Source organism: Pseudomonas sp. HP_12 (genome assembly GCF_055283955.1).
The window spans coordinates 83669-108749 of record NZ_JBTOQG010000004.1 but is presented as its reverse complement, the minus strand read 5'-3'; the positions used below and the strand labels follow the sequence as shown (position 1 = coordinate 108749).

The following is a 25081-nucleotide window of genomic DNA, read 5'->3' as shown; positions in this document are numbered from 1 at the left end:
TTGTTTTTATGGGTTCATGGGCTTTGCGGATGACACATCTCCGACCGGTGCGGACATCTTGTCTTGCCGGTCAGGATTGCCGACTGTACAACATGTCCACACGCATAAATACAGTTTGGTAGGATATTGTGTACAAAGTGCAAGGCGAGGCATGGCAGTCGGTCGTGGGAAAAAGGGCGCGCAGGATGCCAGAAAACATTAACGTGGTCAGCGATCAATGTCGGGTGGTTCCAGGTAATGCTCACGGCGCTGAACCATCTTTTGCCGGAAGCCTCCATACTGTTGACCGCCAGGGTCGACCGCCATCAATGGTGACCGTCATCAGCCTGTCGAGTTTGTTCCGCAGTATCTCTGGACAAGGAGGTTTTTACTGAGGCGTCACGATGATCAAGAGCACCGCACAGCAGTTTCCGTTGAGTGACTCGCAATTCGCATTGATCGCCCGGGCGCTGGCTGACAGCCGCCGCTACCGGATTCTGGTTCAGATCGGCGACAGTGAACAGGCGCTGCCCTGCGCCGAAGTGCTGAAGGTCCACCCCGTCAGCGCCGCGACCGTTTCCCACCACACCAAAGAGCTCGAGCGCGCCGGCCTCATCGCCACCCTGCGCGAAGGCAAATACGCCAGCTTCATGATCCAGCGCGAGGTACTGCATGCCTACGCTCGGCAGTTGATGCTGATCTAACACGCCCCGCGTCGTCTGCAGGACGCGGAGCGTCCGGGGCGGTGTTATCACGCGGAGCGTGGGAACAATCAACAAAAGGGCACCGTGTGCAGTCAGTGGGATTGGCCCCGACTGTAGGACCGGCTTTAGCCGGGAAGCCGTTGATCTGCTTTGCTTCGCCTTTGATCTGCTCTTGATCTTCATACACAAAAAGCTCAGTCACCGCCAATCGCGACTTTGGTGCAGGCTGAACGCAGGTCTTGCGGAGTGGGCCGAGCGGCATGGATGCCGCGAGAGCCGCCCCCCGCCATGGATGGCGGATGGCGGCGGGCCCACGGAGCGAGACCGGAGTGAAGGAACCCCGAGGAACGAGGGGCCCAACCTAGAGCAGGCACCCTTGGTTACTTGGGGGTGGTGCGACTTTCGACTTTTCCAAGTAACTCGCCGAAGGCGAAACCCGAGGCCGTTAGGCCGACGCCCTTGATCCGCTTCAGATCTTCATCAGCGCCATTGAAAACGGCCTCGTCCGTCCCTATCTCTGAGGATGTCCCGCAACCGACCCAATCCGATCGCGAGCGGCGCGCATCCGGCAGGTTTAGCGCGCCTTTCTTCCCTCCGCCTCCCCGCGAGGCGCATCCGGAGTTCCCCATGTACCCAGACGTTCAGCTCTACATCGATGGTCAATGGCGTGCCAGCTCAGACGGCCGCACCCTCGATGTCATCAACCCCGCCGATGGCGAAACCCTCGGCACCGTGGCCCACGCCGACATCGCCGATCTGGACCAGGCGCTGGCAGCGGCCGAACGCGGCTTTGAAACGTGGCGCAGCACCCCGGCCTACGACCGCTACAAAATCATGCAAAAGGCCGCCAACCTGCTGCGCGACCGCGTCGATCACATCGCCAACATCATGACCCAGGAACAGGGCAAGCCCCTGGCCGAAGCGCGCATGGAAACCCTGTCCGCCGCCGACATCATTGACTGGCTCGCCGAAGAAGGCCGCCGCGCCTACGGCCGTCTGGTGCCATCGCGCAACGTCTCGGTCGAGCAGAAAGTCATCAAGGAACCGGTCGGCCCGGTGGCGGCGTTCACGCCGTGGAACTTCCCGATCAACCAAGTGGTGCGCAAGCTGTCCTCGGCGCTGGCGGCCGGCTGCTCGATCATCGTCAAGGCCCCGGAAGAAACCCCGGCGTCGCCTGCCGAACTGGTCCGTGCGTTCGTCGATGCCGGCGTTCCGGCCGGCGTCATCGGCCTGGTATACGGCGACCCTGCGCAGATTTCCAGCTACCTGATTGCCCACCCGACCATCAAGAAAGTCACCTTCACCGGCTCGACGCCCGTCGGCAAGCAGCTGGCAGCGCTGGCGGGTCAGCACATGAAACGCGCGACCATGGAGCTCGGCGGGCACGCCCCGGCGCTGGTGTTCGATGACGCCGATATCGACCTGGCCGCGCGCACGCTGGCCGGCGCCAAGTTCCGCAACGCCGGGCAGGTCTGCGTGTCACCCACGCGGATTCTGGTCCAGCGCGGGGTGTTCGATGAATTCGTCGAGAAGTTCGTCGGCCACACCCACGAGCTGAAAGTCGGCAACGGCCTGGAGCAGGGCGTGACCATGGGCCCGGTGGCCAACGAGCGTCGCATTCCGGCTCTGAACGCGCTGATCAAGGACGCCAGCGACAAGGGCGCCAAGGTCCATGTCGGCGGCAAGGCCATCGAAGGGCGGGGCTACTTCTTCCAGCCCACCGTCCTCAGCGGCCTGACCACCGAAATGCGCATCATGAACGAAGAGCCGTTCGGCCCGGTGGCGCTGCTGGTGCCGTTCGACACGGTCGAGGATGCCGTCAAGGAATCCAACCGCGTGCCGTTCGGCCTGGCGTCGTATGCGTTTACCTCATCGATGAAAACCACCCACATCCTCAGCACCCGCATCGAAGCCGGCATGCTGTCGATCAACCACCAGGGCATCGGCCTGGTGGAAGTGCCGTTTGGCGGCATCAAGGATTCCGGCTACGGGTCCGAGGGCGGCACCGAAGCGATCGAGGCGTACCTGAACACCAAGCTGGTGACGGTGTTCAACGTTTAACCCACGCAGCCCCGTTGAAAAAAGAAACCCGCCGTTTGGTGGGTTTTTTTTTGGGGTTGTCGCGGGTGCCGCGGGTGACTGCTTTTAGTGGGACCGGCTTTAGCCGGGAAGGCGCCGGTACGAGCACCCTCATTGCTGAGTCGGGGACAGATTGATTTACGGTGAAGCGTTGTAAATCAATCAGTCCCCTTATCTATCCCTCATCTATCCGCCACATCACCCCCGCTGAACTCCCACGCACCCCGCGAACTCTGAACCCACAGATCACTTCCGATCCACGGGGACGACTCATGGCGATCAGCAGCGTGCAGGCGGTAGCGGCAGACCCCAAAGGCTCAGTGTTTGAAACGGACCTGCCGGCCCGGCTCGATCGTCTGCCCTGGGGGCGGTTTCATACGTTGCTGGTCTTTGCGCTGGGCATCACCTGGCTGCTCGACGGGCTGGAAGTGACCCTGGCGGGCTCGGTGTCCGGGGCGCTGAAAGACAGCCCGGTCCTGCACCTGACCAACGCCGATATCGGTCTGGCCGGCGGCGCCTATATCTGCGGCGCGGTGCTGGGGGCGTTGTTCTTTGGCTGGCTGACCGACCGGCTGGGCCGGCGCAAACTGTTCTTCATCACCCTCGCGCTGTACATCACTGCGACCGCCGCCACGGCGTTTTCCTTCAGCGTCTGGAGTTTCCTGCTGTTCCGGTTCCTTACCGGGATGGGGATCGGCGGCGAGTACACGGCGATCAATTCGACCATCCAGGAATTTACGCCCGCACGGTTTCGCGGCTGGGTCGACCTGACCATCAACGGCACCTTCTGGATCGGCGCGGCACTGGGCGCGGTCGGCTCCATCGTGCTCCTGGACGCCTCGTGGGTCGGCGCGGACATGGGCTGGCGCCTGTGTTTCGGCATCGGCGCGGTGCTGGGTCTGATCATTCTGCTGATGCGCCTGTGGCTGCCGGAAAGTCCGCGCTGGTTGCTGATTCACGGCCAGGGTGAAGGGGCGAGGGTGATCGTGGAAGGCATCGAAGAGCGCCTGCGCCGTCAGGGCCACGACCTCTCCGCGCCAACAGGTCCACCCTTGCGTCTGCACGCCCGGGACCACACGCCGCTGAAAGAGATTTTCCACACGCTGTTCAACACCTACCGCCGTCGCGCGCTGGTTGGCCTGACGTTGCTGACCGCCCAGGCGTTCTTCTATAACGCGATTTTCTTCACCTACGCGCTGGTGCTCACCGAGTTCTATCAAGTGCCGTCGGCCTCCATCGGCTGGTACGTGCTGCCCCTGGCGCTGGGCAACTTCTGCGGGCCCTTGCTGCTGGGCCGGCTGTTCGATGTGGTGGGGCGGCGGGTGATGATCAGTCTGACCTACGCCGTGTCCGGGGTCCTGCTGACCATTAGCGGCTATCTGTTTCAGCAGGGCGTTCTGGATGTCACGCAACAGGCCATCGCCTGGATGATCATTTTCTTCTTCGCCTCGGCAGCGGCCAGTTCGGCCTATCTGACCGTCGCCGAAACCTTCCCGCTGGAGATCCGCGCGCTGGCGATTGCGGTGTTCTATGCATTCGGCACAGCGCTGGGTGGCATCGTCGGCCCGACACTGTTCGGCCAGTTGATCGACACCCATGAGCGGGGCCCGGTGTTTTTCGGCTACCTGATCGGTGCCGCGTTGATGTTGCTGGCCGCCGTGGTGCAGGCGATCTGGGGCGTGGCGTCGGAAGGCAAATCCCTCGAAGAAGTGGCGCGGCCCTTGTCCCAGGCCCACGACTGACCCAAGCCCACGACTGAGCCCTGAGCCCTGATCACTGAACCAGGCACACCGTTGGCGATTGGTCAGTTTTGTTCAATCGCTGGCTCCTGCGCCCTTCGTACACTCACCCCACAGTCAATGAAGGGTGACACGTGCAATGAATCTGATGATTTCCATGGCGGCGTTCGCACTGGCCGCGTCCATATCGCCGGGGCCGGTGAACGTTGTGGCGCTCAGCTCGGGCGCGCAGTTCGGTCTGGTCGCGAGCCTGCGCCATGTGCTCGGCGCGACGGTAGGCTTTGTCGTGCTGCTGATGTTCACCGGCTTCGGCCTGCATGAAGTGTTGCAGCGCTACCCGATGCTGACCGAGATCATTCGCTGGGCCGGGGTGGCGTTTCTGCTCTATCTGGCGTGGAAGCTGGCCATGGACGACGGCCGCCTTAATGTTGCCAAACCGACCCGCGAGCCATCCTTTTTGCACGGCGCAGCGATGCAGTGGCTGAACCCGAAAGCCTGGCTGGCGGCGGTGGCGGGGATGGGCGCGTTTGTGGCCGATGGCGAGGCGCGACTGATCGGTCTGTTTGCGCTGATCTACTTCGTCGTGTGCTACCTGTCGGTGGCGTGCTGGGCCTACGCCGGTGCTTTTCTCGGCCCTTACTTGCGCAGCCCTCGGCGCATCCGTGTGTTCAACCGCAGCATGGCGGCGCTCCTGGCAGGCTGCGCGGTGTCGCTGTTTTACGTCTGAGCCCGTTCAGGTCCGGGCGAGCAGGCGTCTGATCACGGCTTGTACTGACCCGGCGTTGCCGCCAGATGCTTTTTGAACGCCCGCTGAAAATGCGCCTGATCGGCAAAGCCACTCTGCTGGGCGATGTCGGCGATGGGCTCGCCGCTGCGCAATTGCGCCTGGCCGTGCTGGATGCGCCGGTTGATCAGCCAGGCGTGGGGTGTCATGTGGTAATGCTGCTCGAATGCGCGAATCAGGTAGGCCTCGGAAAGATTCGCCACCGCGCACAGGTCTTCCAGCCGAATCGGTTGCAGATAATGCGCATCGATGTACCGCGCCGCGCGTTCGACCTTGGGATTGGCGGGTCTCGGCGTCAGGCCAGAACCGCCCAGACGCTGTTCGACCAGGCTGAAAAAACCGACAGCGGCCTCCTGCTTCGCCAGCGTATCCAACTGCGAATCCACCAGCCGCCGATGCAAGTCGAGCAAGCCTTTGAACAACAGCGGGTCACGACTGTGGGTGGCCGGATACCCGCGAAACACGCCCCCGTTGTTGACCCCGCAATCCCGCTGAAGCGCGCCCAGCCATTGCGCGTTCACGTACAGCATCAGGTAGGACCACGGCTCATCGTCGATGGGGTTGCAGGCGTGGACCTCGCCGGGGTTCATCACCACAACGGTGCCGGTGGCGATGGTCTGGGTGGTTTTCTCGTGCAGGTACGTGCTTTGCCCGGCGGTGATTGCGCCGATGGAAAACACGTCATGGGAATGACGGGAATAACAGACCTTGCGTCCGTCGGCGATGGAGCGCGCTTCAATGAACGGCAGCTGCGCGTCCCGCCAGAACACCGGTTGATCAAGACGTTTCACCGGGTTCTGGCAGGTCATTTCAACTCATCCCTTGTCGCGCTTGCAGCTGTGAAAGAGGTCCAGCGCCGGTTGGTATTCCGTGCTGGTAACGCCGAGCAAGCCTAGCACCGAATGAAACATGTAGTCATGGCTCAGGTCCGGCCGGTCTTGCCTGGCGGCCAGGCAGGTGCGGTCGACGCCGGCGTCTTCCAGGGTCGAGTGGCCGAACCACATCACCATCGGCACGTGGGTCTGGGCCGTCGGGGCGATGGCGTACGGCGCGGCGTGCAGGTAGATGCCGTTCTCGCCGAGGGACTCGCCGTGGTCCGAGACGTAGATCATCGACGCATCGACCTTGTCCTGATTGCGCTTGAGCAGTTCGATGGTCTGGGACAGGAAATGATCGGTGTAAAGAATAGTGTTGTCGTAGACGTTTTTCAGCTCGTCGGACGTGCAGCTGCCCAACTGATTGGTGTGGCAGACGGGCGTGAAGCGTTCGAGCGTCTTGGGGTAGCGATCGTAGTATTCCGGGCCGTGGCTGCCATCGGAATGGAGGACGATGATGGCGTTGTCCTGCAGTGAGTCGATGTAGTCCTGCAAGCCCACCAGCAGCGATTCGTCGAGGCAGTTCTTGCCATCACAGAACGGGCTCGGCTGGTTTTTCGGGATATCGCTGTGGGGCACGCGCAGGCAGGTGCCTTTGCAGTCGCTGTTGTTATCGAGCCACAGCACTTTCAGGCCGGCGCGCTGAAGCATGTCCAGCAGACCCTCGTAGGTCTTGCCCTTTTTGTCGCTGTAATCGGTGCGCGGAAACTTCGAAAACATGCACGGCACTGACACGGCGGTGGAGGTGCCGCACGAGGCCACGTGGGTGAAGTTGAGAATGTCCTGCTTCTTCAGTTCCGGGTTGGTTTCCCGCCCGTAACCGTTGAGGGAGAAGTGGTCGGCCCGTGCCGTTTCACCGACGACAAAGATCATCAGGCTCTTTTTTGGCCGCTGTTGTGCCTGGGGGCTGAGCGCCGCGTCGGCGCCGACGGTCTGGATTTTCAGCGTCTCTTTGATGGCGACGGTCTGCTTGGTCAGCTTGCCGATGGCGTAAATGTAATTGGTCGGGTTGATGAAGTGGGTGAGCTTGTCTTCATCGCGAAAGATCGGCGCATAGGTCGAGTAGAAGGGGCCGACGGCAGCGGCGATCACCAGCAAACAGCCGATGCAGACAAGCAATTTGTTGACCAGCCCGGGCAGCACGCGGCGGTAGGTCACCGGCACCCACCAGATCAGCGCGATCGGCAGCACGCCGAGCAGGCCCAGGTAGAGAAACAGCTTGCCGCTCAACAGGGCCTCGGCCTCGCCGGGATTGGTCTCCAGCACGTTCTGCATCATCGTCGTGTCGATGCTGATGCCGTAGGTGTTCATGAAATACGCGGCGCCGGCCGAGCACAGCGCGACCAGGCTCAACACCGGCTTGAGCGTCGGGCGAAACGAAAAGGGTGTGAGCAGCAGGGTGATTGCGGCCCACAGCAGGAAGGCAAATGACACATAGAACGCGATGGCCTTGACGCCCTGCAATTGCGCCAGATCAACCAGTGCGCGCCAGGTCGCCAGGTTGTAGAACACCACCAGACACAGGGAAAACAGCATCACCAGACGAGTAGACGTGACCGGTTTGACCATCGGATTCATTTCCATATAAGGGGCCGCGCAGTGCCTGGGGTGCGGGTGCAACAGGCATTTCCATCCGTGGGGCCGAGACGTCAGACTGAGTCAGTCAATGGCTGCCGGGAGGGGAGGCGGGACAGACCGCGCGGAGTTTTCCAAAACGATTGTGAAGGCTTTGTGAAATCCCCGAGGCGCTGATTTCCGGGACGTGAAAACCAGGTTTTGCAGGCCGGGATCCGAGTGGGACGGCTTGCTGTCACTGCCCGGCGATGACCCTGTCCACCGTGCCGTCCTGTTTGAGTCGGGCGAAGGCGGCGGTGATTCGTTGCACCGTCTCGTCCGGGGTGCTGGCGCTGAGGGCGACGTACAGACCTTTGGACAGTTCGTCGAGGGTGAAGACGCTTTCCAGGTCCTCGAAGGCAATGTGCAGATCGGCGCATTGTTCCCGCGCCTCGCGCTCGGGCATGGGAATCAGCTCGACCTGGCCGCTGATGAGTTTGCGCAGGTTGTCGAGGTTATTGGCCGACACCACCATCCTGCTGAACCCCTTGCCTTCCAGGTATTGCTGGCGCGAATCGTCGCGCACCACGCCGACGGTGTAATGACTGGCGTCCTGCAAGTCCTTGACCCGCACATCGCCGCGCTTGCGCAGTTTGTAGAACGACGGCATGACGTGTTCCAGCTCGCCGACCCACTTGAACAGCCCTTCGCGCGCACTGCTGCGGATCATCGGGTAGATCAGCACGTTCGCTTCCAGCCGCGCGATGTCGTAGGCCCGCGCCCAGGGGTAAAGCGCCATGTGGTAATCGGTGATGCCGGCGTTGGCGAGGGTCATCTCGACCACTTGACTGGCGACCCCGACCACCTTGTCGCCGTCGAGTGCGCTGTAGGAGGAGTCTTCGGTCACCACTTGCAACGTCGCGGCGCCAGCGTTCAGGCACACGAAAAACATCAGGCAAGTGACCAGAACGCTGCACTGACGATGAATTGTTCCCATGGCATTCCTCTCGGTTCAGATCACACAGCGGTCCCGACCCTGGCTTTTCGCCCGGTACAGCGCCCGGTCGGCACTCTGCAGCAGTTGATCGAAGTGCTCCATGTTCGCCGGGTCGAGCTCGGCCACGCCGATACTCAAGGTCACGAAAGGCGAGACCGGTGAAGCGCTGTGTACCAGTTGTTGCCGGGCCAGCAGGCCGCGCAGGCGATCGGCCGAGGCCAGTGCCTGTTGCTCATCCTGGCCGGGCAGCAGCACGGCGAACTCTTCGCCGCCGAGCCGCGCCACCAGTTCGCCGGAGCGCGAAAACAGCGCGCTCATGGCCAGCGCCACATCGCGCAGGCATTGATCGCCCCGGGCATGGCCGTAGGTGTCGTTGTAAAGCTTGAAGAAATCGATGTCGCACATCAGCACCGACAGCGGCTGGCGATGACGCAAGGCGCGGTTGAATTCCAGCTCCTTGAGCTCGTCGAAATGCCGGCGGTTGGCCAGGCCCGTGAGCGGATCGAAGCGCGTCAGGGCTTCCAGTCGCGTATTCGCGGCCTTGAGCTGTGCGGTGCGCTGCTCGACCAGTTCGGCGAGCTGGTCGCGGCTGGCGGCCAAGGCGACTTCATCGTGCGCCTGACGCTCCAGGTGGGCGGCCAGTTTGTCCTGCAGGTCATTGACGCCCGCTTCGAGCAGGTCGAGTTCGTCGCCGGCCTTGCCGCGCCGCTCCAGGGTCAGGTGCGTCTTGAGGTTGAGCGGTGTCAGGTGTTCGAGGTGGCGGGCAATGCGCCGTACGTGCAGGGTCACCGAGCGGTTGAACATGCCCATGATCAGCCCGGCGAGCGCCAGGGACTGAATGATCTGGGTGAGCATGATGACCGCGACTTCTTTCCACAGGCGTTTCCACAGCAGGCTCTCGTCGCCTTCGATGGTCAGCTCGCCGACCACCTCGCTGGCGCCGGGGTAGGGCGCAATCGTCAGCTGCCGATGCAACGCCGGGGCGCGGATCGAGCCGGTGTGGCCGGGGTGTTGGTGTTCCAGAATCTCGGGGGCGCGACCGGGCCGCAGGATCGTCAGCTGAACCCGGCCCACCGGCGCCGCCGTGGCCACGCTGTCGATCTGGGTCTGCAGCGCCTGATCATCCATCTCCCACACGGCTTTGGACAGCGTGCCCTGGAACACCTGATCGATCAGGCTCAGCTCGGCGTTCATGTTCGCCAGATTGGTGTTCCAGGCGAACCAGGTGCGCACCAGCACCGTTGCGGCGGTGAACAGCATGCAGAACGCCAGCGTCGCCAGCACCAGACGCCGTGCCAGCGAACCGGTGCGCTGTCCGGTGCGCTGCCCGTTGCGAGGGTCCGGGCGGGTGTCGCCGGGCGGGTCGGAAGGGGTGTCGAACGGCATGCTCATTGCCACTTGCGCGCGATGGCGTCGTAGGTGCCGTTGGCGCGAATGGTCTCAAGGGCTTTCTGAAACAGCTGCACCGTGGCGTCGGGCGTGCCGATGCTGAACGCCATGTTGAAGCCGCCGGCTTCTTCCAGCTCTTTTATGCGCAGGGATTGCACCAGGGTTCGGGTGGGGTCATCGCCGATCTGCCGGGCGAGGTAGTAAGCGTTGAGCTCGTCGGAAATCCACAGGTCGACGTGGCCGGTCTGCAGCTTCTGGTAATTGAATTCGTAGCGGTTGCTCGATTGCAGCTGATGGCCGATCTCGAACGCGCGCGCCATCAGGTACTGCTCGCCGACGTCTTCGTTGACCGTCGCGGTTTGCCAGTCCCGGGCATCGTCCAGGCTCAGCAGCGTGACGGGATGGCTGGCAGACGAATACAGAAACCAGCGCGACGCGGCGATGGTGCCGACCCACTTGAACAGCCGCTCGCGCTCGGCGGTGCGGGTGATGGAGTAGATCAACACATTGGGCGTGTGCAGCGCCAGATCATAAGCCCGCGCCCAGGGCATGGATTGAATGGAGGCCTGCACATTGACCTCCTTCAACACCGCCTGGACCACCTCGGTGCTCATGCCGGTGAGCACCCCGTCGCGGGTCATGTTATAGGGCGGGAGTTCTTCGGTGACCACATGGATCTCGACACGAGCCGCGTTCGAGTTAATCGATTCAGCTCCCGACGCGCCAGAGCCCACGCACAACAACAGCGCCACACAGAGTGCGCTGCTCAGTGTGTGAATGAGCGAATGGAATGTCATCGATAACTACCTCATGGGGTGCAGAAGCGACAGAATCCGGGCCGTGAACACCCCGGCACAACCGTCACCGACTGCCTTGCACACCGGGATATCGGCTGAATAATCCGTCACTTGAGACGGCATCCTGCCGGTCATCCTAACAGCTTGAATGGACGAGGCCGGGTTCCCCGACCGCCGCGGACAACCTCACACAAACTACCCGACCTCCAGACCTGGCACATCGCGCGCCAGCCACCGATCTCCACCGCCCGGACTGGCCTCTTCCCGGCTAAAGCCGGTCCCACTAAAAAGCCGTGTGCATTCAGTGGGACCGGCTTTAGCCGGGAATGGACGCGGAGCGTCCCGGGATGCATACCCACGCAGAGCGTGGGGACGATCATCCACGGCACCGCATTCCCCCGTAGGACCGGCTTCAGCCGGGAAGCCGTTTATCTGCTGTTGATCTGCTTTTGATCTGCCTTTGATCTCGCTTTTGATCTTCGTACAAAAAAAGGTCCAGACACCGCCAAACGCGACTTGGGTGCAGGCTGAACGCAGGTTTTGCGGAGTGGGCCGAGCCGCATGGATGCGGCGAGAGCGCCGTCAGGACATGGATGTCCGTTCGGCGCGGGCCCACGGAGCAAGACCGGAGTGAAGGAACCCGACGCAGGAGGGCCAAACCAGGAGCAGGCACCCTTGGTTACTTGGGGTGCTTTTCCAAGTAACTCGCCGAAGGCGAAAAAATCTGCCCCCAGGCAGATGCTTTTAAACAACTGTGGCGTTCTGCCACACCGGAGTAAACGCGGTTCCTTGACCTGGATCAAAGGTGCACGAAGGGCCTGTAGGAAAAATACCTCGCACCCCGACGAGTCCTCAACATGCCCGGTCCTTTCGACTTCCTCAAACACCCCCTGGCCAGAGACATCAGTCTGATCCTCCTGATCAAACTCGTCCTGCTCATGGGCATCCGCAGCGTCTGGTTCGACGCCCCGGTCGAAGTCAAGGACGACGGCGTGCAAGCCGGCCTGCACCTACTGAGCACCCCATCCGCACCCTCTGAGAAAAACCCAAAATGATATCGGAATCAGTCGTCGACCTCTCCCGGCTGCAGTTCGCGATGACCGCGCTGTACCACTTCCTCTTCGTCCCCCTGACCCTCGGTATGACCTTCCTGCTCGCCATCATGGAATCGGTCTACGTCATGACCGGCAAGCAAGTCTACAAAGACATGACAAAGTTCTGGGGCAAACTGTTCGGCATCAACTTCGCCCTCGGCGTCACCACCGGCCTGACCATGGAATTTCAGTTCGGCACCAACTGGGCCTACTACAGCCACTACGTCGGCGACATCTTCGGCGCGCCGCTGGCCATCGAAGGGATGATGGCGTTCTTCCTCGAATCGACCTTCATCGGCCTGTTCTTCTTCGGCTGGGACCGCCTGACCCGCGTCCAGCACCTTACCGTCACCTGGCTGGTGGCGGTCGGCTCCAACATGTCAGCGCTGTGGATCCTCATCGCCAACGGCTGGATGCAGAACCCGGTCGGCGCCGAGTTCAACTTCACCACCATGCGCATGGAACTCACCAGCTTCAGCGACCTGCTGTTCAACCCCGTCGCCCAGGTCAAGTTCGTTCACACCGTGGCGTCCGGCTACGTCACCGGCGCGATCTTCGTCCTGGCGATTTCCAGCTGGTATTTGCTCAAGGGCCGCGACATCGCTTTCGCCCGGCGTTCGTTCGCCATCGCCTCGGCATTCGGCATGGCCTCGATCCTGTCGGTGATCGTGCTGGGTGACGAATCCGGCTACGAGATCGGCGACGTGCAGAAAACCAAGCTGGCCGCCATCGAAGCCGAATGGGACACCGAACCGGCCCCGGCAGCGTTCACCTTGTTCGGCCTGCCCAATCAGGCCGAGCAGCGCACCGACTACGCGGTCAAGATTCCGTACGTGATGGGCCTGATCGCCACCCGCTCGGTGGACAAGCAGGTCACCGGCATCAAGGATCTGGTGCACGAACACGAAGGCCGCATCCGCAACGGCATGACCGCCTACGACTTGCTCGGCCAACTGCGCGGCGGCGACAAGAGCCAGCAGACCCTCGACGCCTTCAACGCCGTGAAGAAGGACCTCGGCTACGGCCTGCTGCTGAAGAAGTACACCGACAAGGTGGTCGACGCCAACGAGCAGCAGATCAAACAGGCTGCGCTGGATTCGATCCCGCAGGTGGCGTCGATCTTCTGGACCTTCCGCGTGATGGTGCTCAGCGGGATGCTCATGCTGCTGCTGTTTGCCTGCGCCTTCTGGGCCTCGGCGCGCAAGAACGAGACCCGCAAGCGCTGGCTGCTCAAGTGGGCGGTGTTCAGCCTGCCGCTGCCGTGGATTGCCACCCAGACCGGCTGGTGGGTCGCCGAGCATGGCCGTCAGCCCTGGTCCATCGGTGAAGTGCTGCCCGTGCACCTGTCAGCCTCGACCCTGTCGGCGGGGGATGTGCTCGGTTCGATTGTGGCGCTGGTCGGCTTCTACACCGTCCTGCTGATCATCGAGATGTACCTGATGATCAAGTTCGCCCGACTCGGCCCGAGCAGCCTGCACACCGGTCGCTACCACTTCGAGCAAGGCGCGCCCGGCAACGCTGCCCACGCCAAACACCCGGCCCTGGCCTGAGGAATCCCCGATGTTCGATTACGAGACACTGAAAATGATCTGGTGGGTGCTGGTCGGCGTATTGCTGATCGGCTTCGCCCTCACCGATGGCTTCGACCTGGGCGCGGCGATGCTGATGCCCTACGTCGGACGCAGCGACACCGAGCGGCGCGTGGTCATCAACACCATCGCCCCGCACTGGGACGGCAATCAGGTCTGGCTGATTACCGCCGGCGGCGCGCTGTTCGCGGCCTGGCCGCTGGTGTATGCCGCTGCGTTTTCCGGTTTGTACTGGGCGCTGCTGCTGGTGCTGTTTGCGCTGTTCGTGCGCCCGGTGGGTTTTGACTACCGCAGCAAACTGGAAAACACCCGCTGGCGGCAGAGCTGGGACTGGGGCCTGTTTGTCGGTGGCGTGGTGCCGTCGCTGGTCTTCGGCGTGGCGTTCGGCAACCTGTTGCTGGGCGTGCCGTTCCAGTTCGACGACACCCTGCGCTCCAGCTATCACGGCAACTTCTGGCAGCTGTTGAGCCCGTTCGGCCTGCTGGCTGGCGTGGTCAGCCTGAGCATGCTCGGCCTGCACGGCGGCAGCTGGCTGATGATGCGCACCGAAGGCGCCATTGCCCAACGCTCACGCCGGGCAGCGCAGTGGCTGTCGCTGCTGTTTCTGCTGTCGTTCATCGGCGCCGGCGTGTGGCTGTTGCTCGGCGGCATTCAGGGCCTGGCGATCACCTCGGCGTTCGACGCCGGGGCGGCGCTGAACCCGCTGGCGAAAACCGTGACAGCCAGCAACCACGGCTGGCTGGGGAATTATCAGCAACACCCGCTGACGGTCGTCGCACCGTTGTTGGGGATTTTCGGTGGCTTGCTGGCCTTGCTCGGCGCCAGTGCGGGGCAGGGCAGAACGGCGTTCCTCGGCAGCAGCCTGGCGATCGTCGGCGCGCTGTGTACCGCCGGTTTTGCGCTGTTCCCGTTCGTCATGCCCTCGAGCCTGGACCCAGCGTCGAGCCTGACCGTGTGGGACGCCGTTTCCAGCCACAAAACCTTGATGATCATGCTGATCGCGGCGTCGATTTTCGTGCCGTTGATCCTCTGCTACACGCTGTGGTGCTACGCCAAGATGTGGGGCAAGGTCACCACCGCGCACATCGACCACAACCCCCACGGCCTGTACTGAGCCGCGTTCTAGAGGAGAGACAATTATGTGGTATTTCGCCTGGATTCTCGGCGTGTTGCTGGCTTGCAGCTTCGGCATCATCAATGCGCTGTGGCTGGAGTCGTCCGACGCCGCGGCGCTGGAGAGCGGCCGTGACCGCTGAAGCGCTCAACGCGCCCTTCAGACACGCCATCGGCCGGGCGCTGTCCCTGCTGATGGCCGTGCCGCTGAGCCTGGTGCTGCTGATTCACCCGGCGTCGATGCTCGATGCCAACGGCCACTACTCCCACAGCCTGCTGATGCTGATCATGTGGGGCGTGGCCGGAGGGTTCGTCCACGGCGTCGGTTTTGAGCCGCGGGCAATGGCCTGGCGGGTGGCGTTTCACCCGCTGCTGGCCTGGGCGCTGATGGCCGTGGGCTATGGGATGTGGCTGACCGCGCGGCAGTGGCTTTAAGCCGTTTACGCAGTAGCAACCCTGGTCGTCTTCACGGGCGGCACGATGGACAGCGCGATCAACGCCGCAATGGCGCACAGCAGGCCGGAGATGAAAAACGCCGGCAGGTACGTGGCGAAATGCGTGCGGGTCCAGCCGGCGCCGAAGGCGGCAAAGGCGGCGCCCAGTTGATGGCCGGCGAACACCCAGCCAAACACGATATTGGCGCGTTCTGCGCCAAATCGCTGGGCAGTCAGCTTCACGGTGGGCGGCACTGTGGCGATCCAGTCCAGCCCGTACAACAGGGCAAACACCGACAGCCCGAACACGGTGAAATCCAGAAACGGCAGCAGCACCAGCGACACGCCGCGAAAGCCGTAGTACCAGAACAGCAGCCAGCGATTGTCGAAACGGTCCGACAGCCAGCCGGAACCGATGGTGCCGAAGAAGTCGAAAATCCCCATCACCGCCAGCATTCCCGCCGCCGTGGTCGCGGCCAGGCCGTAATCGCCGCACAGACTGATGAAGTGGGTCTGGATCAGGCCGTTGGTGCTGGCACCGCAGATGAAGAACGTCATGAACAGCACCCAGAACGTCCAGGTTTTCGACACGTCGCGCAGCACTCGCAGCGGGGTGATCAGCAACTGGACGAAGGTCTGGGTGCTCGCGGCTACGGGCTGGATGTCCTCATCGCCGTAGAGTGGCAGTTGCAGATCGGCAGGGCGGTTGCGCATCAACGCCAGCACCGCGACGCCGGCAATGACGATGGCCGTGCAAATGCATGCCAGCGCCGTGCGCCAGCCGAAATGCTCGGTCATGTTCGCCAGCAGCGGCATGAACACCAGTTGGCCCGTGGCAGAACTCGCCGACAGCAAGCCCATAGCCAGCCCGCGATGTTTTGAGAACCAGCGCGTCGCAACGGTGGCGCCGAGCACCATCGCCGTCAGCCCTGTGCCGAAGCCAACCACCACGCCCCATAGCAGCACCAACTGCCAGAACTGCGTCATGAACAGCGACAAGACCATGCCGCTGGCAACCAGCGTCAGCGCGGTCAGCACCACCTTGCGCACGCCGAAGTGGTTCATGAACGCGGCGGCAAATGGCCCGACCAGACCGAACAGGGCAAAGCGTATCGCCAGCGCCGAAGAAATCTCGGCGGTGTCCCACCCGAACTCCGCTTGCAGCGGCCGGATGAACACACCCGGCGCGCCTACGGCGCCGGCTATGACCAGCATGGTGAGGAAGGTGACGGCCAGGATCACCCAGCTGTAGTGAATGCGACGGCGCAACAGCGAAGCCGCCAGAACGGACGAAACCATGGAAATTCACCAGAGAGCAGAGCAGTTGAATGATGGCTGTACTCCAATATGAACGCTCAGCCATCGGGCCTCCGTCAAGGGGATATTTCTGAATGTTGCAGATAGGGGAGGCGCGAGCCGTGTGAGCGGCTCAAACAGCGGGATTCGACGCCCGGCATTTCACCCTGTGAAACAGTGGATTGCTTTTTCTGGTCATTCTCCAATCCAGCGGTCAGGCCCACTATTCATTCCACCAGCGCGGCCCACCATTGCGGCACCGCCGCCCCACGCTGAGTTGATTCACCTGCCCCAGGAGCCCACCCCATGACCGCCATCACGCTCTATCACTTCCCGCTGTCCGGCCACTCTCACCGAGCCGAGCTGATGTTGTCGCTGCTGGGCCTTGATCCGAAGATCCAGTTTGTTGATCTGGCCAAGGGCGAGCAGAAAACGCCGGAATTCCTCGCCATCAACGCCTTCGGCCAGGTGCCGGTGATTGATGACAACGGCGTGATCGTCGCCGATTCAACGGCGATCCTGGTGTACCTGGCGAAGAAGTACGACCCGTCGGGCCGCTGGTTGCCGAATGATCCCGAGGGCGCCGCGCAGGTGCAGCGCTGGTTGTCTGCTGCCTCCGGCGCGATTTATCTGGGCCCGGCGCGGGCGCGGCTGATCACGGTGTTCGGCGCGGGCTTCGATCCGAAAGACACGATCCAGCGGGCCCACGACGCGCTCCGTGTCATCGATCAGCACCTGAACGGCCGCGATTTTCTCGCCACCGATCACGCCACCATCGCCGACGTCGCCGCCTACAGCTACATCGCCCACGCGCCGGAAGGCAACGTCTCGCTCGACGAATACGTCAACGTGCAGGCATGGCTGGCGCGCATCGAGAACCTGCCGGGCTTCACGCCCATGCCGCGCACGGCGGCAGGGCTGGTCAACTAATCATCCGGGAGTCCAGGGAGTTCGCGCCATGAACGAGATTCGCACTGAAATACCATCGCCATGGCATTCCGGCGAGCGCGCGCTGCAGGCCAAAGTCGGCGTTGCAGAGCGCATGGAAGCCCTGGGCAAACGCGTCATTCGTGACTACATGCCCGATCAGCACCGTGAGTTCTACGAGCACCTGCCGTACCTGATTCTCGGCGCCGTCGACAATGAAGGCTGGCCGTGGGCGACCCTGCTGGACGCCCGGTCGGGGTTTATCCAGTCACCCGACGCCAGGCAGCTGGACATCGCCCGACGACCCGACGCCGCAGACCCGGCCGGCGCCGAGTTTGCACCGGGCGCGGCGGTGGGCATGCTCGGCATCGACCTGCACACCCGCCGTCGCAACCGCATCAATGGCCACATCAGCGATGTGTGGGAAAACGGTTTTTCCGTGAGCGTTGAGCACTCGTACGGCAATTGCCCGCAGTACATTCAGCTGCGGGCGCTGAAGCAGGTGCCGCTCAAAGCTGAGGCGGAGCGTCCCCCGGTGCAGCGATTGGCCGCGCTGGATGATGCCGCCATCGCCACCATTCGTGGCGCCGACACGTTCTTCGTCGCCAGCTATGTCGACCTTGAGGGCGCGCAGCCCCATCGTTCAGTGGACGTGTCCCACCGTGGCGGCCAGGCCGGGTTCGTGCGGGTGGAGGGCGATGTGCTGACCATCCCGGATTTCGCCGGCAACCTGTTTTTCAATACCCTGGGTAATTTTCAGCTCAATCCAAGGGCCGGTCTGCTGTTCGTTGATTTCCAGACCGGCGAGCTGTTGCAAATCGCAGGCACTGTCACGCTGATTCTTGAAGGACCTGAAATCGCCGCGTTCCAGGGCGCCGAACGTCTCTGGCAGGTGCGGGTGGAACAGGTGGTGCGTCGTCCGGCGGCGTTGCGCTCGCGCTGGGAATTCCAGGGCTGGTCGCCGAACAGCCTGATGACCGGCGACTGGCAGCAGACCGCCGCCCGCTTGCAGGCCGACGCCCTGCGCGATCAATGGCGGCCCCTGCGGGTGACGCGGATCGAGGACGAAAGCGACGGCATTCGTTCGTTCTATTTCGAGCCTGCCGACGGCGCCGGGTTGCCCGCGTTCAAGGCCGGTCAACACCTGCCGCTGCGCCTCTCCCCGGACGGTCGCACGCCGCCGCTGATTCGTACCTACAGCCTGTCCAGCGCGCCGTCCGATGGATTCTTCCGCATCAGCGTCAAGCGCGACGGCCTGGCTTCGGCGTACCTGCATGACCACGTCAGCATTGGCGATCTGCTTCAGGCGCGGTCACCCCAGGGCAGTTTTGTGGTGGATGCGCAGGAGCGCCGTCCGTTGGTGCTGCTGGGTGCGGGCATCGGCGTCACGCCCATGCTGTCGATGCTGCGAGAAGTCATCTACGAAGGCAAACGGGCGCGGGGAGGGCGGGCGACCTGGTTCATCCAGAGTGCCCGTCGTCTGGCCGACCTGGCGTTTCGCGAAGAAGTGGACACACTCATTGCAAAGGCTGGCGACCAGCTGACAGCGATCCGCGTGCTGAGCCAGCCGGAAACGTCGGCGCGGGTGGGTGAAGACTTCCACCTGACCGGCCGCATTGACCTCGATCTGCTCAAGGCGCTGCTGCCGTTCAACGATTTTGATTTCTATGTGTGTGGGCCGGCGGCATTTACCCAGGCGATCTACGACGGCCTGCGCGGCATGCACATTCGCGATGAGCGCATTCATGCCGAGACCTTCGGCCCGTCCAGCCTCAAGCACAGCGGTGATTCACAGGGGGTTGCTTTCGAGCAACCGCCCGCCGCCACCGAAGCAGTGCCGGTGGTGTTCGAACGCTCCGCCAAGGAAGCGCGCTGGCAGCCCGCGGGTGGCAGCTTGCTGGAACTGGCCGAGAGCCGCGGGCTGAGCCCGGAATTCAGCTGTCGCGGCGGATCCTGTGGCACCTGCAAGACCCGGCTCATCAGTGGCCAGGTGCATTACCCGGTCCCGCCCGCTGAAAGGCCGGCGCCGGACCACGTGCTGATCTGCTGCGCAGTCCCGGCTTCAGGGCCGTTGGTGCTCGATCTGTAACCATCCATGCGTGTGCGGGAGAGACGGCGATGAACCCATGGCCAGCGTTCGAGAAAGAGGAAACCCCGATGCCTTATCAAGCCACCGAGCAGGAGATTTCCTGGTTGTTGCCGCAGTCACTGGCGTCCCTGGCCGGCGAGCTTGCCGCGAGCCACGAGCCCGTCGACACGCCCGCAACACTGCGGCTGTTCATGTGGGTGCGGTCGATCCCGGCCTTCAAACGATCGCACTGAAGGCAACGTGGGAAGGGCGATGAGGGCGCGGGCCGATGATTGTGCGTGTGTAGCGGCTGATGGTTGAAATGTCCCGGCGTATGGCCGGATGATGTGCGCCGGTTTGCCCACCGTTCGCAGCGGCTCACCGGCGGCTCATCCCATCGGGGTGAGTGCCATGATCCGTGCGGCGCTCGTTGCCCTTCACAAGGACGTTCATCTTGATCACCCGCAGAACCCTCATCGGCGCGTCGTTGCTGGCTGTGCCCACGTTGTTGAGTCTTCCTTCATTCGCTTTCGAGCGGCGCTCGGAGCCTTCTTCCGATCGAGTCATCCAGCAGCAACTGGCCGACCTTGAACGTCGTCACGGCGGCCGGTTGGGTGTCGCCATTCTGGACACGGCGAGCCAGCGCCTGATCAGCCATCGTGGGGATGAACGCTTTGCCCTGTGCAGCACCTTCAAATGCCTGGCCGCCGCCCATGTGCTGGCGCGGGTTGATCGAAAGCAGGATGACCTGTCGCGGCGCATCGTCTATTCCGCCGAGCAACTGGTGCCGTATTCACCGACCACCGAGCTGCACGTAGGCGGGCAGGGGCTGAGCGTCGGTTCGCTGTGCGAGGCGGCGATGACGCTGAGTGATAACACTGCTGCCAATCTTATGCTCGACAGCATGGGCGGTCCCGAAGGGTTGACGGCCTGGCTGCGCTCGATCGGTGACACGCAAACGCGCCTCGACCGGCGCGAGCCCGAGTTGAATGAAAACCGGCCGGGTGACCCGCGCGACACCACCACGCCCGTTGCCATGCTGCAGACATTGAACACGCTGGTGCTGGGTGAAAAACTGACGCTGGCCTCGCGCGATCAGTTGACGGCCTGGCTGGTGAACAATCAGACCGGCGACAAAAAGCTGCGCGCCGGCGTCCCTGCCCGTTGGCGTGTGGGCGACAAGACCGGTTCAGGTGCCAACAACGCCAGCAACGACGTTGCGGTGATCTGGCCCGGCGAACGGCCGCCTGTTCTGGTGACGGCGTATTACACCGGATCGAAAGCCAGCGGTGATCAGATCAACGCACTGATGGCCGATATCGGGCGACTTGCCGCTGGGGTGTAGGGCGAGCGTCGAGGTGTATCGAGGCGAGTCGTAAAATCTCGATACACATTGCCTCGGCGAATCGGTTGCGCCGTATGGCCGGAGAACTCCGCCAACGTCTCACACAGCCCTGTGCCGCCCCCAGACGCCGCTCAATTGCCACAGATTTGATGCCTTGATGCCGATATGTGGCGCATTGATATTAAATTCCCTTCTGCTAGACAACCTCAGCCTTAGCCAGAAAAACCGGGCACTTCAGCTTTACACGCTGTAGGAAATGGCTGACAGACGACTCCGTTTTGGCGCGTGGTCTCAAGACTGTCATCAAACAGAAATGTTTCCAGTTTTAAATCTGCCTCGGGTCTTCAACTGTGACCACACACACAAAATTCTCTTGTTGAGGTATTGCCGTGATTCTGCTGACTAAAAAACGCCTGTCGCTTCTGATGGCTTCGATGTGCCTGTCGGGTATGGCACACGCCGTTGATGTGACGGGCGCTGGTTCGAGTTTCGTATTCCCGGTTATCTCCCAGTGGTCGCAGGACTACAGCAAAACTGCTGACAATCGCGTGAACTATCAGTCGATCGGTTCGGGCGGCGGTATCGCCCAGATCAAGGCTGCCACCGTAGACTTCGGCGCGTCCGACGCCCCGATGTCCGCTGAAGACCTCAAGGCCGGCGGCCTGGGTCAATTCCCAAGCGTCATCGGCGGTATCGTTCCAGTCGTCAACCTCGAAGGCGTCAAAGCCAACGACGTGAAATTGAGCGGCCAGGTTCTGGCTGACATCTTCCAGGGCAAAATCACCAAGTGGAACGACCCTGCAATCGTCAAACTGAACGATGGCGTGAAACTGCCTGATACCAACATCACTGTCGTTCACCGTTCGGACGGCTCGGGCACTTCCTTCAACTTCACCAGCTACCTGACCAAAGTCAGCGACGCATGGAAATCCGGTCCAGGCACTGGCTCCGCTGTTCAATGGCCTGTGGGCGTGGGCGGCAAGGGTAACGAAGGCGTGGCGGCTTACGTAAAACAGATCAAGGGCTCGATCGGTTACGTTGAATACTCCTACGCCACCAAGAGCGACATCGCTTTCACCCAACTGCAGAACTCTGCTGGCGAGTTCATCAAGCCTGATGCCAAAGCTTTCGCCGCAGCGGCTGACACGGCTGATTGGGCCAACGCCAAAGACTTCAACCTGATCATGACCAACGCGCCGGGCAAGACGGCATGGCCGATCACCGCGACCACCTGGATCATCATGTACAAGCAACCGAAGAACGCCGAGAAAAGCGCGGCTGCTTTCGACTTCTTCAAATGGTCCCTGGAAAAAGGCCAGAGCGCCGCTGAAAAACTGGAATACGTACCTCTGCCTGCATCGCTGGTCAGCAAGATCGAAGACTACTGGAAAACCGAGTTCACCAAGTAACTCGACGTAATCCGGCTAACCCCTGTCACCGAGCGCTCGGTGGCAGGGTTTCCTTGCGAGTGGACCTACCATGAATGAGAACACCCAATACATGTCCGCTGTGATTCCGGATGCACTATCCGAGAGCGAAAAACGCGCGGCCCGCGATCACCGACACGACGCCTGGTTTCGGCGCACGATGCTGGGAGCGGCTCTGTTGGTGCTGCTGTTGCTGGCGAGTATCGCCGGCTCGACACTCTGGGGCGGTGCCCTGGCGTTCAAGACCTTTGGCTTCGAATTTCTTACCAGTACCGAATGGGATGTGGTCAACGGCAAGTTCGGCGCGCTGGTGCCGATCTACGGCACGCTGGTCACCTCCTTTCTCGCGCTGCTGATCGCCGTTCCGGTGAGCTTCGGCATCGCGGTTTTTCTGACTGAAGTCGCACCGCCCTGGTTGCGCATGCCCATCGCTTCGGCGGTGGAACTGCTCGCGGGCATTCCTTCGATCATCTATGGCATGTGGGGCCTGTTCGTGTTCGGCCCGTTCATGGCGCAGTACATGGCCCCGTGGATCAACGACAACCTCGGCGCGTTGCCGCTGATCGGCCCGGTGTTCCAGGGCCCGCCACTGGGCATCGGTATGCTCACCGCCGGCATCGTGCTGGCGATCATGATTATCCCGTTCATCACCTCGGTCATGACCGAAGTGTTCCGCAGCGTGCCCATCGCGTTGAAAGAGTCGGCTTACGCATTGGGCGGCACGACCTGGGAAGTGGTCTGGGACATCGTCCTGCCTTACACCCGCTCTGCGGTGGTCGGCGGGGTGTTCCTGGGCCTGGGCCGTGCGCTCGGCGAAACCATGGCGGTGACCTTCGTGTTGGGCAACGCCCACCAGTTCTCCGCATCGCTGATGATGCCGAGCAGCTCGATTGCTTCGGTGATTGCCAACGAGTTCAGCGAGGCCTACACCGACCTGCACCGTTCTGCGCTGATCGCCCTGGGCTTCCTGCTGTTCGTCGTTACCTTCATCGTGCTGGCGATCGCCCGTCTGATGCTCTCTCGTCTGTCGCGCAAGGAGGGTCTATGAGTAAGGCCGATAACGAAAACCTGTACCGCGCCCGCGCGATCAAGAACAGGATCGCGATGGTCCTGAGCTGCGCCGCGACGGCCTTCGGCCTGTTGTGGCTGGTGTGGATTCTGCTGACCACGATCGTCAACGGGTTCGAAGCGCTGAACCTGCGTCTGTTCACTGAAATGACCCCGCCACCGGGCTCATCGGGCGGTCTGGCCAACGCCTTTTACGGCAGCATCCTGATGTCCGGCATCGGCCTGCTGATCGGCACGCCGATCGGTTTGATGGCCGGTATCTGGCTGGCAGAGTTTGCACGCAACACCAAGCTGGGCAATGCGGTGCGCTTTATCAACGACATTCTGCTGTCGGCGCCGTCGATCGTGCTCGGTCTGTTCGTGTACACCGCGGTGATCCTGCCCCTCAGCGCCGTGACCAACCATCAGGTCGGTTTCTCGGCCATCGCCGGCGCCCTGGCCCTGGCGCTGCTGGTGATCCCGGTGGTGGTGCGGACTACCGACGAAATGCTCCAGCTGCAACCCTCGACCATGCGCGAAGCCGCGCTGGCGCTGGGTGTGCCTCAGTGGAAGCTGACGCTGCAGATCGTCCTGCGTGCGGCCAAGGCCGGCGTCGTGACCGGCATCCTGCTGGCGCTGGCGCGCATCACCGGCGAAACCGCGCCGCTGCTGTTCACCGCCTTTGGTAACCAGTTCTGGAGCAGTGACCTGCTCAAACCGATCGCAAGCGTGCCTGTGGTGATTTTCCAGTACGCGATGAGCCCGTTCGATGACTGGCATTCCCTGGCCTGGGCCGGCGCTTTGATTATGACCATGTTTGTACTGGTACTGAGCCTCAGTTCCCGTCTTCTCCTTTTGCGCAATAGGGCGTCCTGATGAACAACCTTTCCCTCGCCGACGAAAAAACCAAAATCCAGGTACGCGGTCTCGATTTCTACTACGGCGCTCAGCGTTCGCTGAAGTCGGTCGACATGATCATCCCCGAGAAGCGCATCACCGCGATCATCGGCCCGTCTGGCTGCGGCAAGTCCACGCTGCTGCGCGTGTTCAACCGCATTTACTCGATGTACCCGAAACAGGAAGCCAAAGGCGAAGTGATGCTCAACGGGGAGAATATACTCGCCCCGGGTTACTCGATGAACCGCCTGCGCAGCAACGTCGGCATGGTGTTCCAGAAGCCGGTGCCGTTCCCGATGTCGATCTACGACAACATCGCCTACGCGGTGCGTCACCACGAAAAACTCTCCCGTCGCGAGATGGAAGAACGCGTCGAGCAGGCCCTGCGCGGCGCGGCGCTGTGGGACGAAGTGAAAGACAAGCTCAAGCAGAGCGCCCAGAGCCTGTCCGGTGGTCAGCAACAGCGTCTGTGCATCGCCCGCACCATCGCGCTGCGTCCGCAAGTGCTGCTGCTGGATGAGCCGACTTCAGCCCTCGACCCGATCTCCACCGGTCGCATCGAGCAACTGATCACAGAGCTCAAAGAGCAGTTCACCGTCATCATCGTCACCCACAACATGCAACAGGCCGCGCGCTGCTCGGACTACACCGCGTTCATGTTCATGGGCGAACTGATCGAACACGGCGACACTGACACCATCTTCACCAAGCCGTCCAAGACCCAGACCGAGGATTACATCACCGGTCGTTTTGGCTGACCGGGAATATCGCTGGCGCTGCAGGAGGTCTTAGTGGGACTGGCTTTAGCCGGGAAGAGGCCGGTATAGACGCCACAATCTTGTGCTGCCACCGCCGACGCTTTCCCGGCTGAAGCCGGTCCCACATTTGATCGCGGATTATCTGTAGGACTGGCTTTAGCCGGGAACGCATCAGGGGCTACACCGCAA

23 protein-coding genes are annotated in these 25081 nt (G+C 62.3%); 17 read left to right on the top strand and 6 right to left on the bottom strand.

What is annotated here, in order from left to right; translation table 11 throughout:
- Nucleotides 1-383: 383 nt before the first annotated feature.
- From ACYASU_RS05025 to ACYASU_RS05010, 4 genes are all read left to right on the top strand, one after another.
- On the top strand, nt 384-683 hold the full coding sequence (locus tag ACYASU_RS05025; protein WP_463582133.1) for an ArsR/SmtB family transcription factor: 300 nt from the start codon (nt 384-386) through the stop codon (nt 681-683).
- A gap of 627 nt (nt 684-1310) precedes the next feature.
- The gene (locus ACYASU_RS05020; protein WP_463582132.1) at nt 1311-2744 is read left to right on the top strand and encodes an NAD-dependent succinate-semialdehyde dehydrogenase; all 1434 of its coding nucleotides are present in this window, start codon (nt 1311-1313) and stop codon (nt 2742-2744) included.
- A 290-nt stretch (nt 2745-3034) separates the two neighbouring features.
- Complete coding sequence (locus tag ACYASU_RS05015; protein ID WP_463582131.1) at nt 3035-4504, top strand: MFS transporter; 1470 nt, start codon at nt 3035-3037, stop codon at nt 4502-4504.
- Nucleotides 4505-4640: 136 nt separating this feature from the next.
- Nucleotides 4641-5228 (top strand): LysE family translocator, encoded by a 588-nt coding sequence (locus tag ACYASU_RS05010; RefSeq protein WP_282373347.1) that lies wholly within the window; start codon nt 4641-4643, stop codon nt 5226-5228.
- Between the two features lie 32 nt (nt 5229-5260).
- Here ACYASU_RS05010 and ACYASU_RS05005 read toward each other — a convergent pair whose 3' ends face one another.
- The 5 genes from ACYASU_RS05005 to ACYASU_RS04985 form a co-directional block, all read right to left on the bottom strand.
- Nucleotides 5261-6094: an AraC family transcriptional regulator gene (locus ACYASU_RS05005; RefSeq protein ID WP_463582130.1), complete on the bottom strand. Its 834-nt coding sequence runs from the start codon at nt 6092-6094 to the stop codon at nt 5261-5263.
- Between the two features lie 6 nt (nt 6095-6100).
- Complete coding sequence (locus ACYASU_RS05000; protein WP_463582129.1) at nt 6101-7744, bottom strand: phosphoethanolamine transferase; 1644 nt, start codon at nt 7742-7744, stop codon at nt 6101-6103.
- Between the two features lie 226 nt (nt 7745-7970).
- A complete protein-coding gene (locus tag ACYASU_RS04995) occupies nt 7971-8711 on the bottom strand; it encodes a substrate-binding periplasmic protein (RefSeq protein ID WP_463582128.1) in 741 nt (246 codons plus the stop codon).
- 15 nt (nt 8712-8726) lie between these two features.
- Nucleotides 8727-10097, bottom strand: coding sequence for a diguanylate cyclase domain-containing protein (locus ACYASU_RS04990; RefSeq protein WP_463582127.1), 1371 nt, complete (start codon nt 10095-10097; stop codon nt 8727-8729).
- A 2-nt stretch (nt 10098-10099) separates the two neighbouring features.
- On the bottom strand, nt 10100-10897 hold the full coding sequence (locus tag ACYASU_RS04985) for a substrate-binding periplasmic protein (protein WP_463582126.1): 798 nt from the start codon (nt 10895-10897) through the stop codon (nt 10100-10102).
- 857 nt (nt 10898-11754) lie between these two features.
- Between ACYASU_RS04985 and cydP the strand changes: the two genes are divergently transcribed.
- From cydP to ACYASU_RS04960, 5 genes are read left to right on the top strand one after another with little or no spacing between them, the layout of a single operon-like run.
- The gene (gene cydP / locus ACYASU_RS04980; RefSeq protein WP_346628899.1) at nt 11755-11952 is read left to right on the top strand and encodes a cytochrome oxidase putative small subunit CydP; all 198 of its coding nucleotides are present in this window, start codon (nt 11755-11757) and stop codon (nt 11950-11952) included.
- Nucleotides 11949-13541: a cytochrome ubiquinol oxidase subunit I gene (locus ACYASU_RS04975; RefSeq protein ID WP_463582125.1), complete on the top strand. Its 1593-nt coding sequence runs from the start codon at nt 11949-11951 to the stop codon at nt 13539-13541. Before cydP ends, ACYASU_RS04975 begins: the two co-directional genes overlap by 4 nt.
- Nucleotides 13542-13551: 10 nt before the next feature.
- Entirely contained in the window at nt 13552-14694 is a 1143-nt protein-coding gene (gene cydB, locus ACYASU_RS04970) for a cytochrome d ubiquinol oxidase subunit II (protein WP_463582124.1), read from the top strand.
- A gap of 25 nt (nt 14695-14719) precedes the next feature.
- Nucleotides 14720-14836: a cytochrome bd-I oxidase subunit CydX gene (cydX, locus tag ACYASU_RS04965; protein WP_065988546.1), complete on the top strand. Its 117-nt coding sequence runs from the start codon at nt 14720-14722 to the stop codon at nt 14834-14836.
- Nucleotides 14826-15128, top strand: coding sequence for a cyd operon YbgE family protein (locus tag ACYASU_RS04960; RefSeq protein WP_463582123.1), 303 nt, complete (start codon nt 14826-14828; stop codon nt 15126-15128). Before cydX ends, ACYASU_RS04960 begins: the two co-directional genes overlap by 11 nt.
- 5 nt (nt 15129-15133) lie before the next feature.
- On the opposite strand, the gene ACYASU_RS04955 is transcribed toward ACYASU_RS04960, so the two are convergent.
- A complete protein-coding gene (locus tag ACYASU_RS04955) occupies nt 15134-16426 on the bottom strand; it encodes an MFS transporter (RefSeq protein WP_463582122.1) in 1293 nt (430 codons plus the stop codon).
- A 303-nt stretch (nt 16427-16729) separates the two neighbouring features.
- Here ACYASU_RS04955 and ACYASU_RS04950 point away from each other — a divergent pair, with 303 nt between their 5' ends.
- The 8 genes from ACYASU_RS04950 (at nt 16730) to pstB (ending at nt 24892) form a co-directional block, all read left to right on the top strand.
- Complete coding sequence (locus ACYASU_RS04950; RefSeq protein ID WP_463582121.1) at nt 16730-17353, top strand: glutathione S-transferase family protein; 624 nt, start codon at nt 16730-16732, stop codon at nt 17351-17353.
- Between the two features lie 28 nt (nt 17354-17381).
- The gene (locus ACYASU_RS04945; RefSeq protein ID WP_463582120.1) at nt 17382-19439 is read left to right on the top strand and encodes a 2Fe-2S iron-sulfur cluster-binding protein; all 2058 of its coding nucleotides are present in this window, start codon (nt 17382-17384) and stop codon (nt 19437-19439) included.
- A 29-nt stretch (nt 19440-19468) separates the two neighbouring features.
- Nucleotides 19469-19672, top strand: a complete 204-nt coding sequence (locus ACYASU_RS04940; RefSeq protein WP_192172403.1) for a hypothetical protein — start codon at nt 19469-19471, stop codon at nt 19670-19672.
- Nucleotides 19673-19872: 200 nt separating this feature from the next.
- Nucleotides 19873-20763, top strand: coding sequence for a class A beta-lactamase (bla, locus tag ACYASU_RS04935; RefSeq protein WP_463582119.1), 891 nt, complete (start codon nt 19873-19875; stop codon nt 20761-20763).
- Nucleotides 20764-21152: 389 nt separating this feature from the next.
- The gene (pstS, locus tag ACYASU_RS04930) at nt 21153-22172 is read left to right on the top strand and encodes a phosphate ABC transporter substrate-binding protein PstS (RefSeq protein ID WP_346628907.1); all 1020 of its coding nucleotides are present in this window, start codon (nt 21153-21155) and stop codon (nt 22170-22172) included.
- Nucleotides 22173-22242: 70 nt separating this feature from the next.
- A complete protein-coding gene (pstC, locus tag ACYASU_RS04925; protein ID WP_192172406.1) occupies nt 22243-23238 on the top strand; it encodes a phosphate ABC transporter permease subunit PstC in 996 nt (331 codons plus the stop codon).
- Nucleotides 23235-24113, top strand: coding sequence for a phosphate ABC transporter permease PstA (gene pstA, locus ACYASU_RS04920; protein ID WP_192172407.1), 879 nt, complete (start codon nt 23235-23237; stop codon nt 24111-24113). The genes pstC and pstA overlap by 4 nt, the downstream gene beginning before the upstream one ends.
- Nucleotides 24113-24892, top strand: a complete 780-nt coding sequence (gene pstB / locus ACYASU_RS04915) for a phosphate ABC transporter ATP-binding protein PstB (RefSeq protein ID WP_122623165.1) — start codon at nt 24113-24115, stop codon at nt 24890-24892. The genes pstA and pstB overlap by 1 nt, the downstream gene beginning before the upstream one ends.
- Nucleotides 24893-25081: the final 189 nt, after the last annotated feature.

Excerpts from the sequence above, each read along its gene's own strand:
- ACYASU_RS05025 (WP_463582133.1), top strand. The coding sequence starts at position 384 with ATGATCAAGAGCACCGCACAGCAGTTTCCGTTGAGTGACTCGCAATTC.
- ACYASU_RS05020 (WP_463582132.1), top strand. The coding sequence starts at position 1,311 with ATGTACCCAGACGTTCAGCTCTACATCGATGGTCAATGGCGTGCCAGC.
- ACYASU_RS05015 (WP_463582131.1), top strand. The coding sequence starts at position 3,035 with ATGGCGATCAGCAGCGTGCAGGCGGTAGCGGCAGACCCCAAAGGCTCA.
- ACYASU_RS05010 (WP_282373347.1), top strand. The coding sequence starts at position 4,641 with ATGAATCTGATGATTTCCATGGCGGCGTTCGCACTGGCCGCGTCCATA.
- ACYASU_RS05005 (WP_463582130.1), bottom strand. The coding sequence starts at position 6,094 with ATGACCTGCCAGAACCCGGTGAAACGTCTTGATCAACCGGTGTTCTGG.
- ACYASU_RS05000 (WP_463582129.1), bottom strand. The coding sequence starts at position 7,744 with ATGGAAATGAATCCGATGGTCAAACCGGTCACGTCTACTCGTCTGGTG.
- ACYASU_RS04995 (WP_463582128.1), bottom strand. The coding sequence starts at position 8,711 with ATGGGAACAATTCATCGTCAGTGCAGCGTTCTGGTCACTTGCCTGATG.
- ACYASU_RS04990 (WP_463582127.1), bottom strand. The coding sequence starts at position 10,097 with ATGCCGTTCGACACCCCTTCCGACCCGCCCGGCGACACCCGCCCGGAC.
- ACYASU_RS04985 (WP_463582126.1), bottom strand. The coding sequence starts at position 10,897 with ATGACATTCCATTCGCTCATTCACACACTGAGCAGCGCACTCTGTGTG.
- cydP (WP_346628899.1), top strand. The coding sequence starts at position 11,755 with ATGCCCGGTCCTTTCGACTTCCTCAAACACCCCCTGGCCAGAGACATC.
- ACYASU_RS04975 (WP_463582125.1), top strand. The coding sequence starts at position 11,949 with ATGATATCGGAATCAGTCGTCGACCTCTCCCGGCTGCAGTTCGCGATG.
- cydB (WP_463582124.1), top strand. The coding sequence starts at position 13,552 with ATGTTCGATTACGAGACACTGAAAATGATCTGGTGGGTGCTGGTCGGC.
- cydX (WP_065988546.1), top strand. The coding sequence starts at position 14,720 with ATGTGGTATTTCGCCTGGATTCTCGGCGTGTTGCTGGCTTGCAGCTTC.
- ACYASU_RS04955 (WP_463582122.1), bottom strand. The coding sequence starts at position 16,426 with ATGGTTTCGTCCGTTCTGGCGGCTTCGCTGTTGCGCCGTCGCATTCAC.
- ACYASU_RS04950 (WP_463582121.1), top strand. The coding sequence starts at position 16,730 with ATGACCGCCATCACGCTCTATCACTTCCCGCTGTCCGGCCACTCTCAC.
- ACYASU_RS04945 (WP_463582120.1), top strand. The coding sequence starts at position 17,382 with ATGAACGAGATTCGCACTGAAATACCATCGCCATGGCATTCCGGCGAG.
- ACYASU_RS04940 (WP_192172403.1), top strand. The coding sequence starts at position 19,469 with ATGAACCCATGGCCAGCGTTCGAGAAAGAGGAAACCCCGATGCCTTAT.
- pstC (WP_192172406.1), top strand. The coding sequence starts at position 22,243 with ATGAATGAGAACACCCAATACATGTCCGCTGTGATTCCGGATGCACTA.
- pstA (WP_192172407.1), top strand. The coding sequence starts at position 23,235 with ATGAGTAAGGCCGATAACGAAAACCTGTACCGCGCCCGCGCGATCAAG.
- pstB (WP_122623165.1), top strand. The coding sequence starts at position 24,113 with ATGAACAACCTTTCCCTCGCCGACGAAAAAACCAAAATCCAGGTACGC.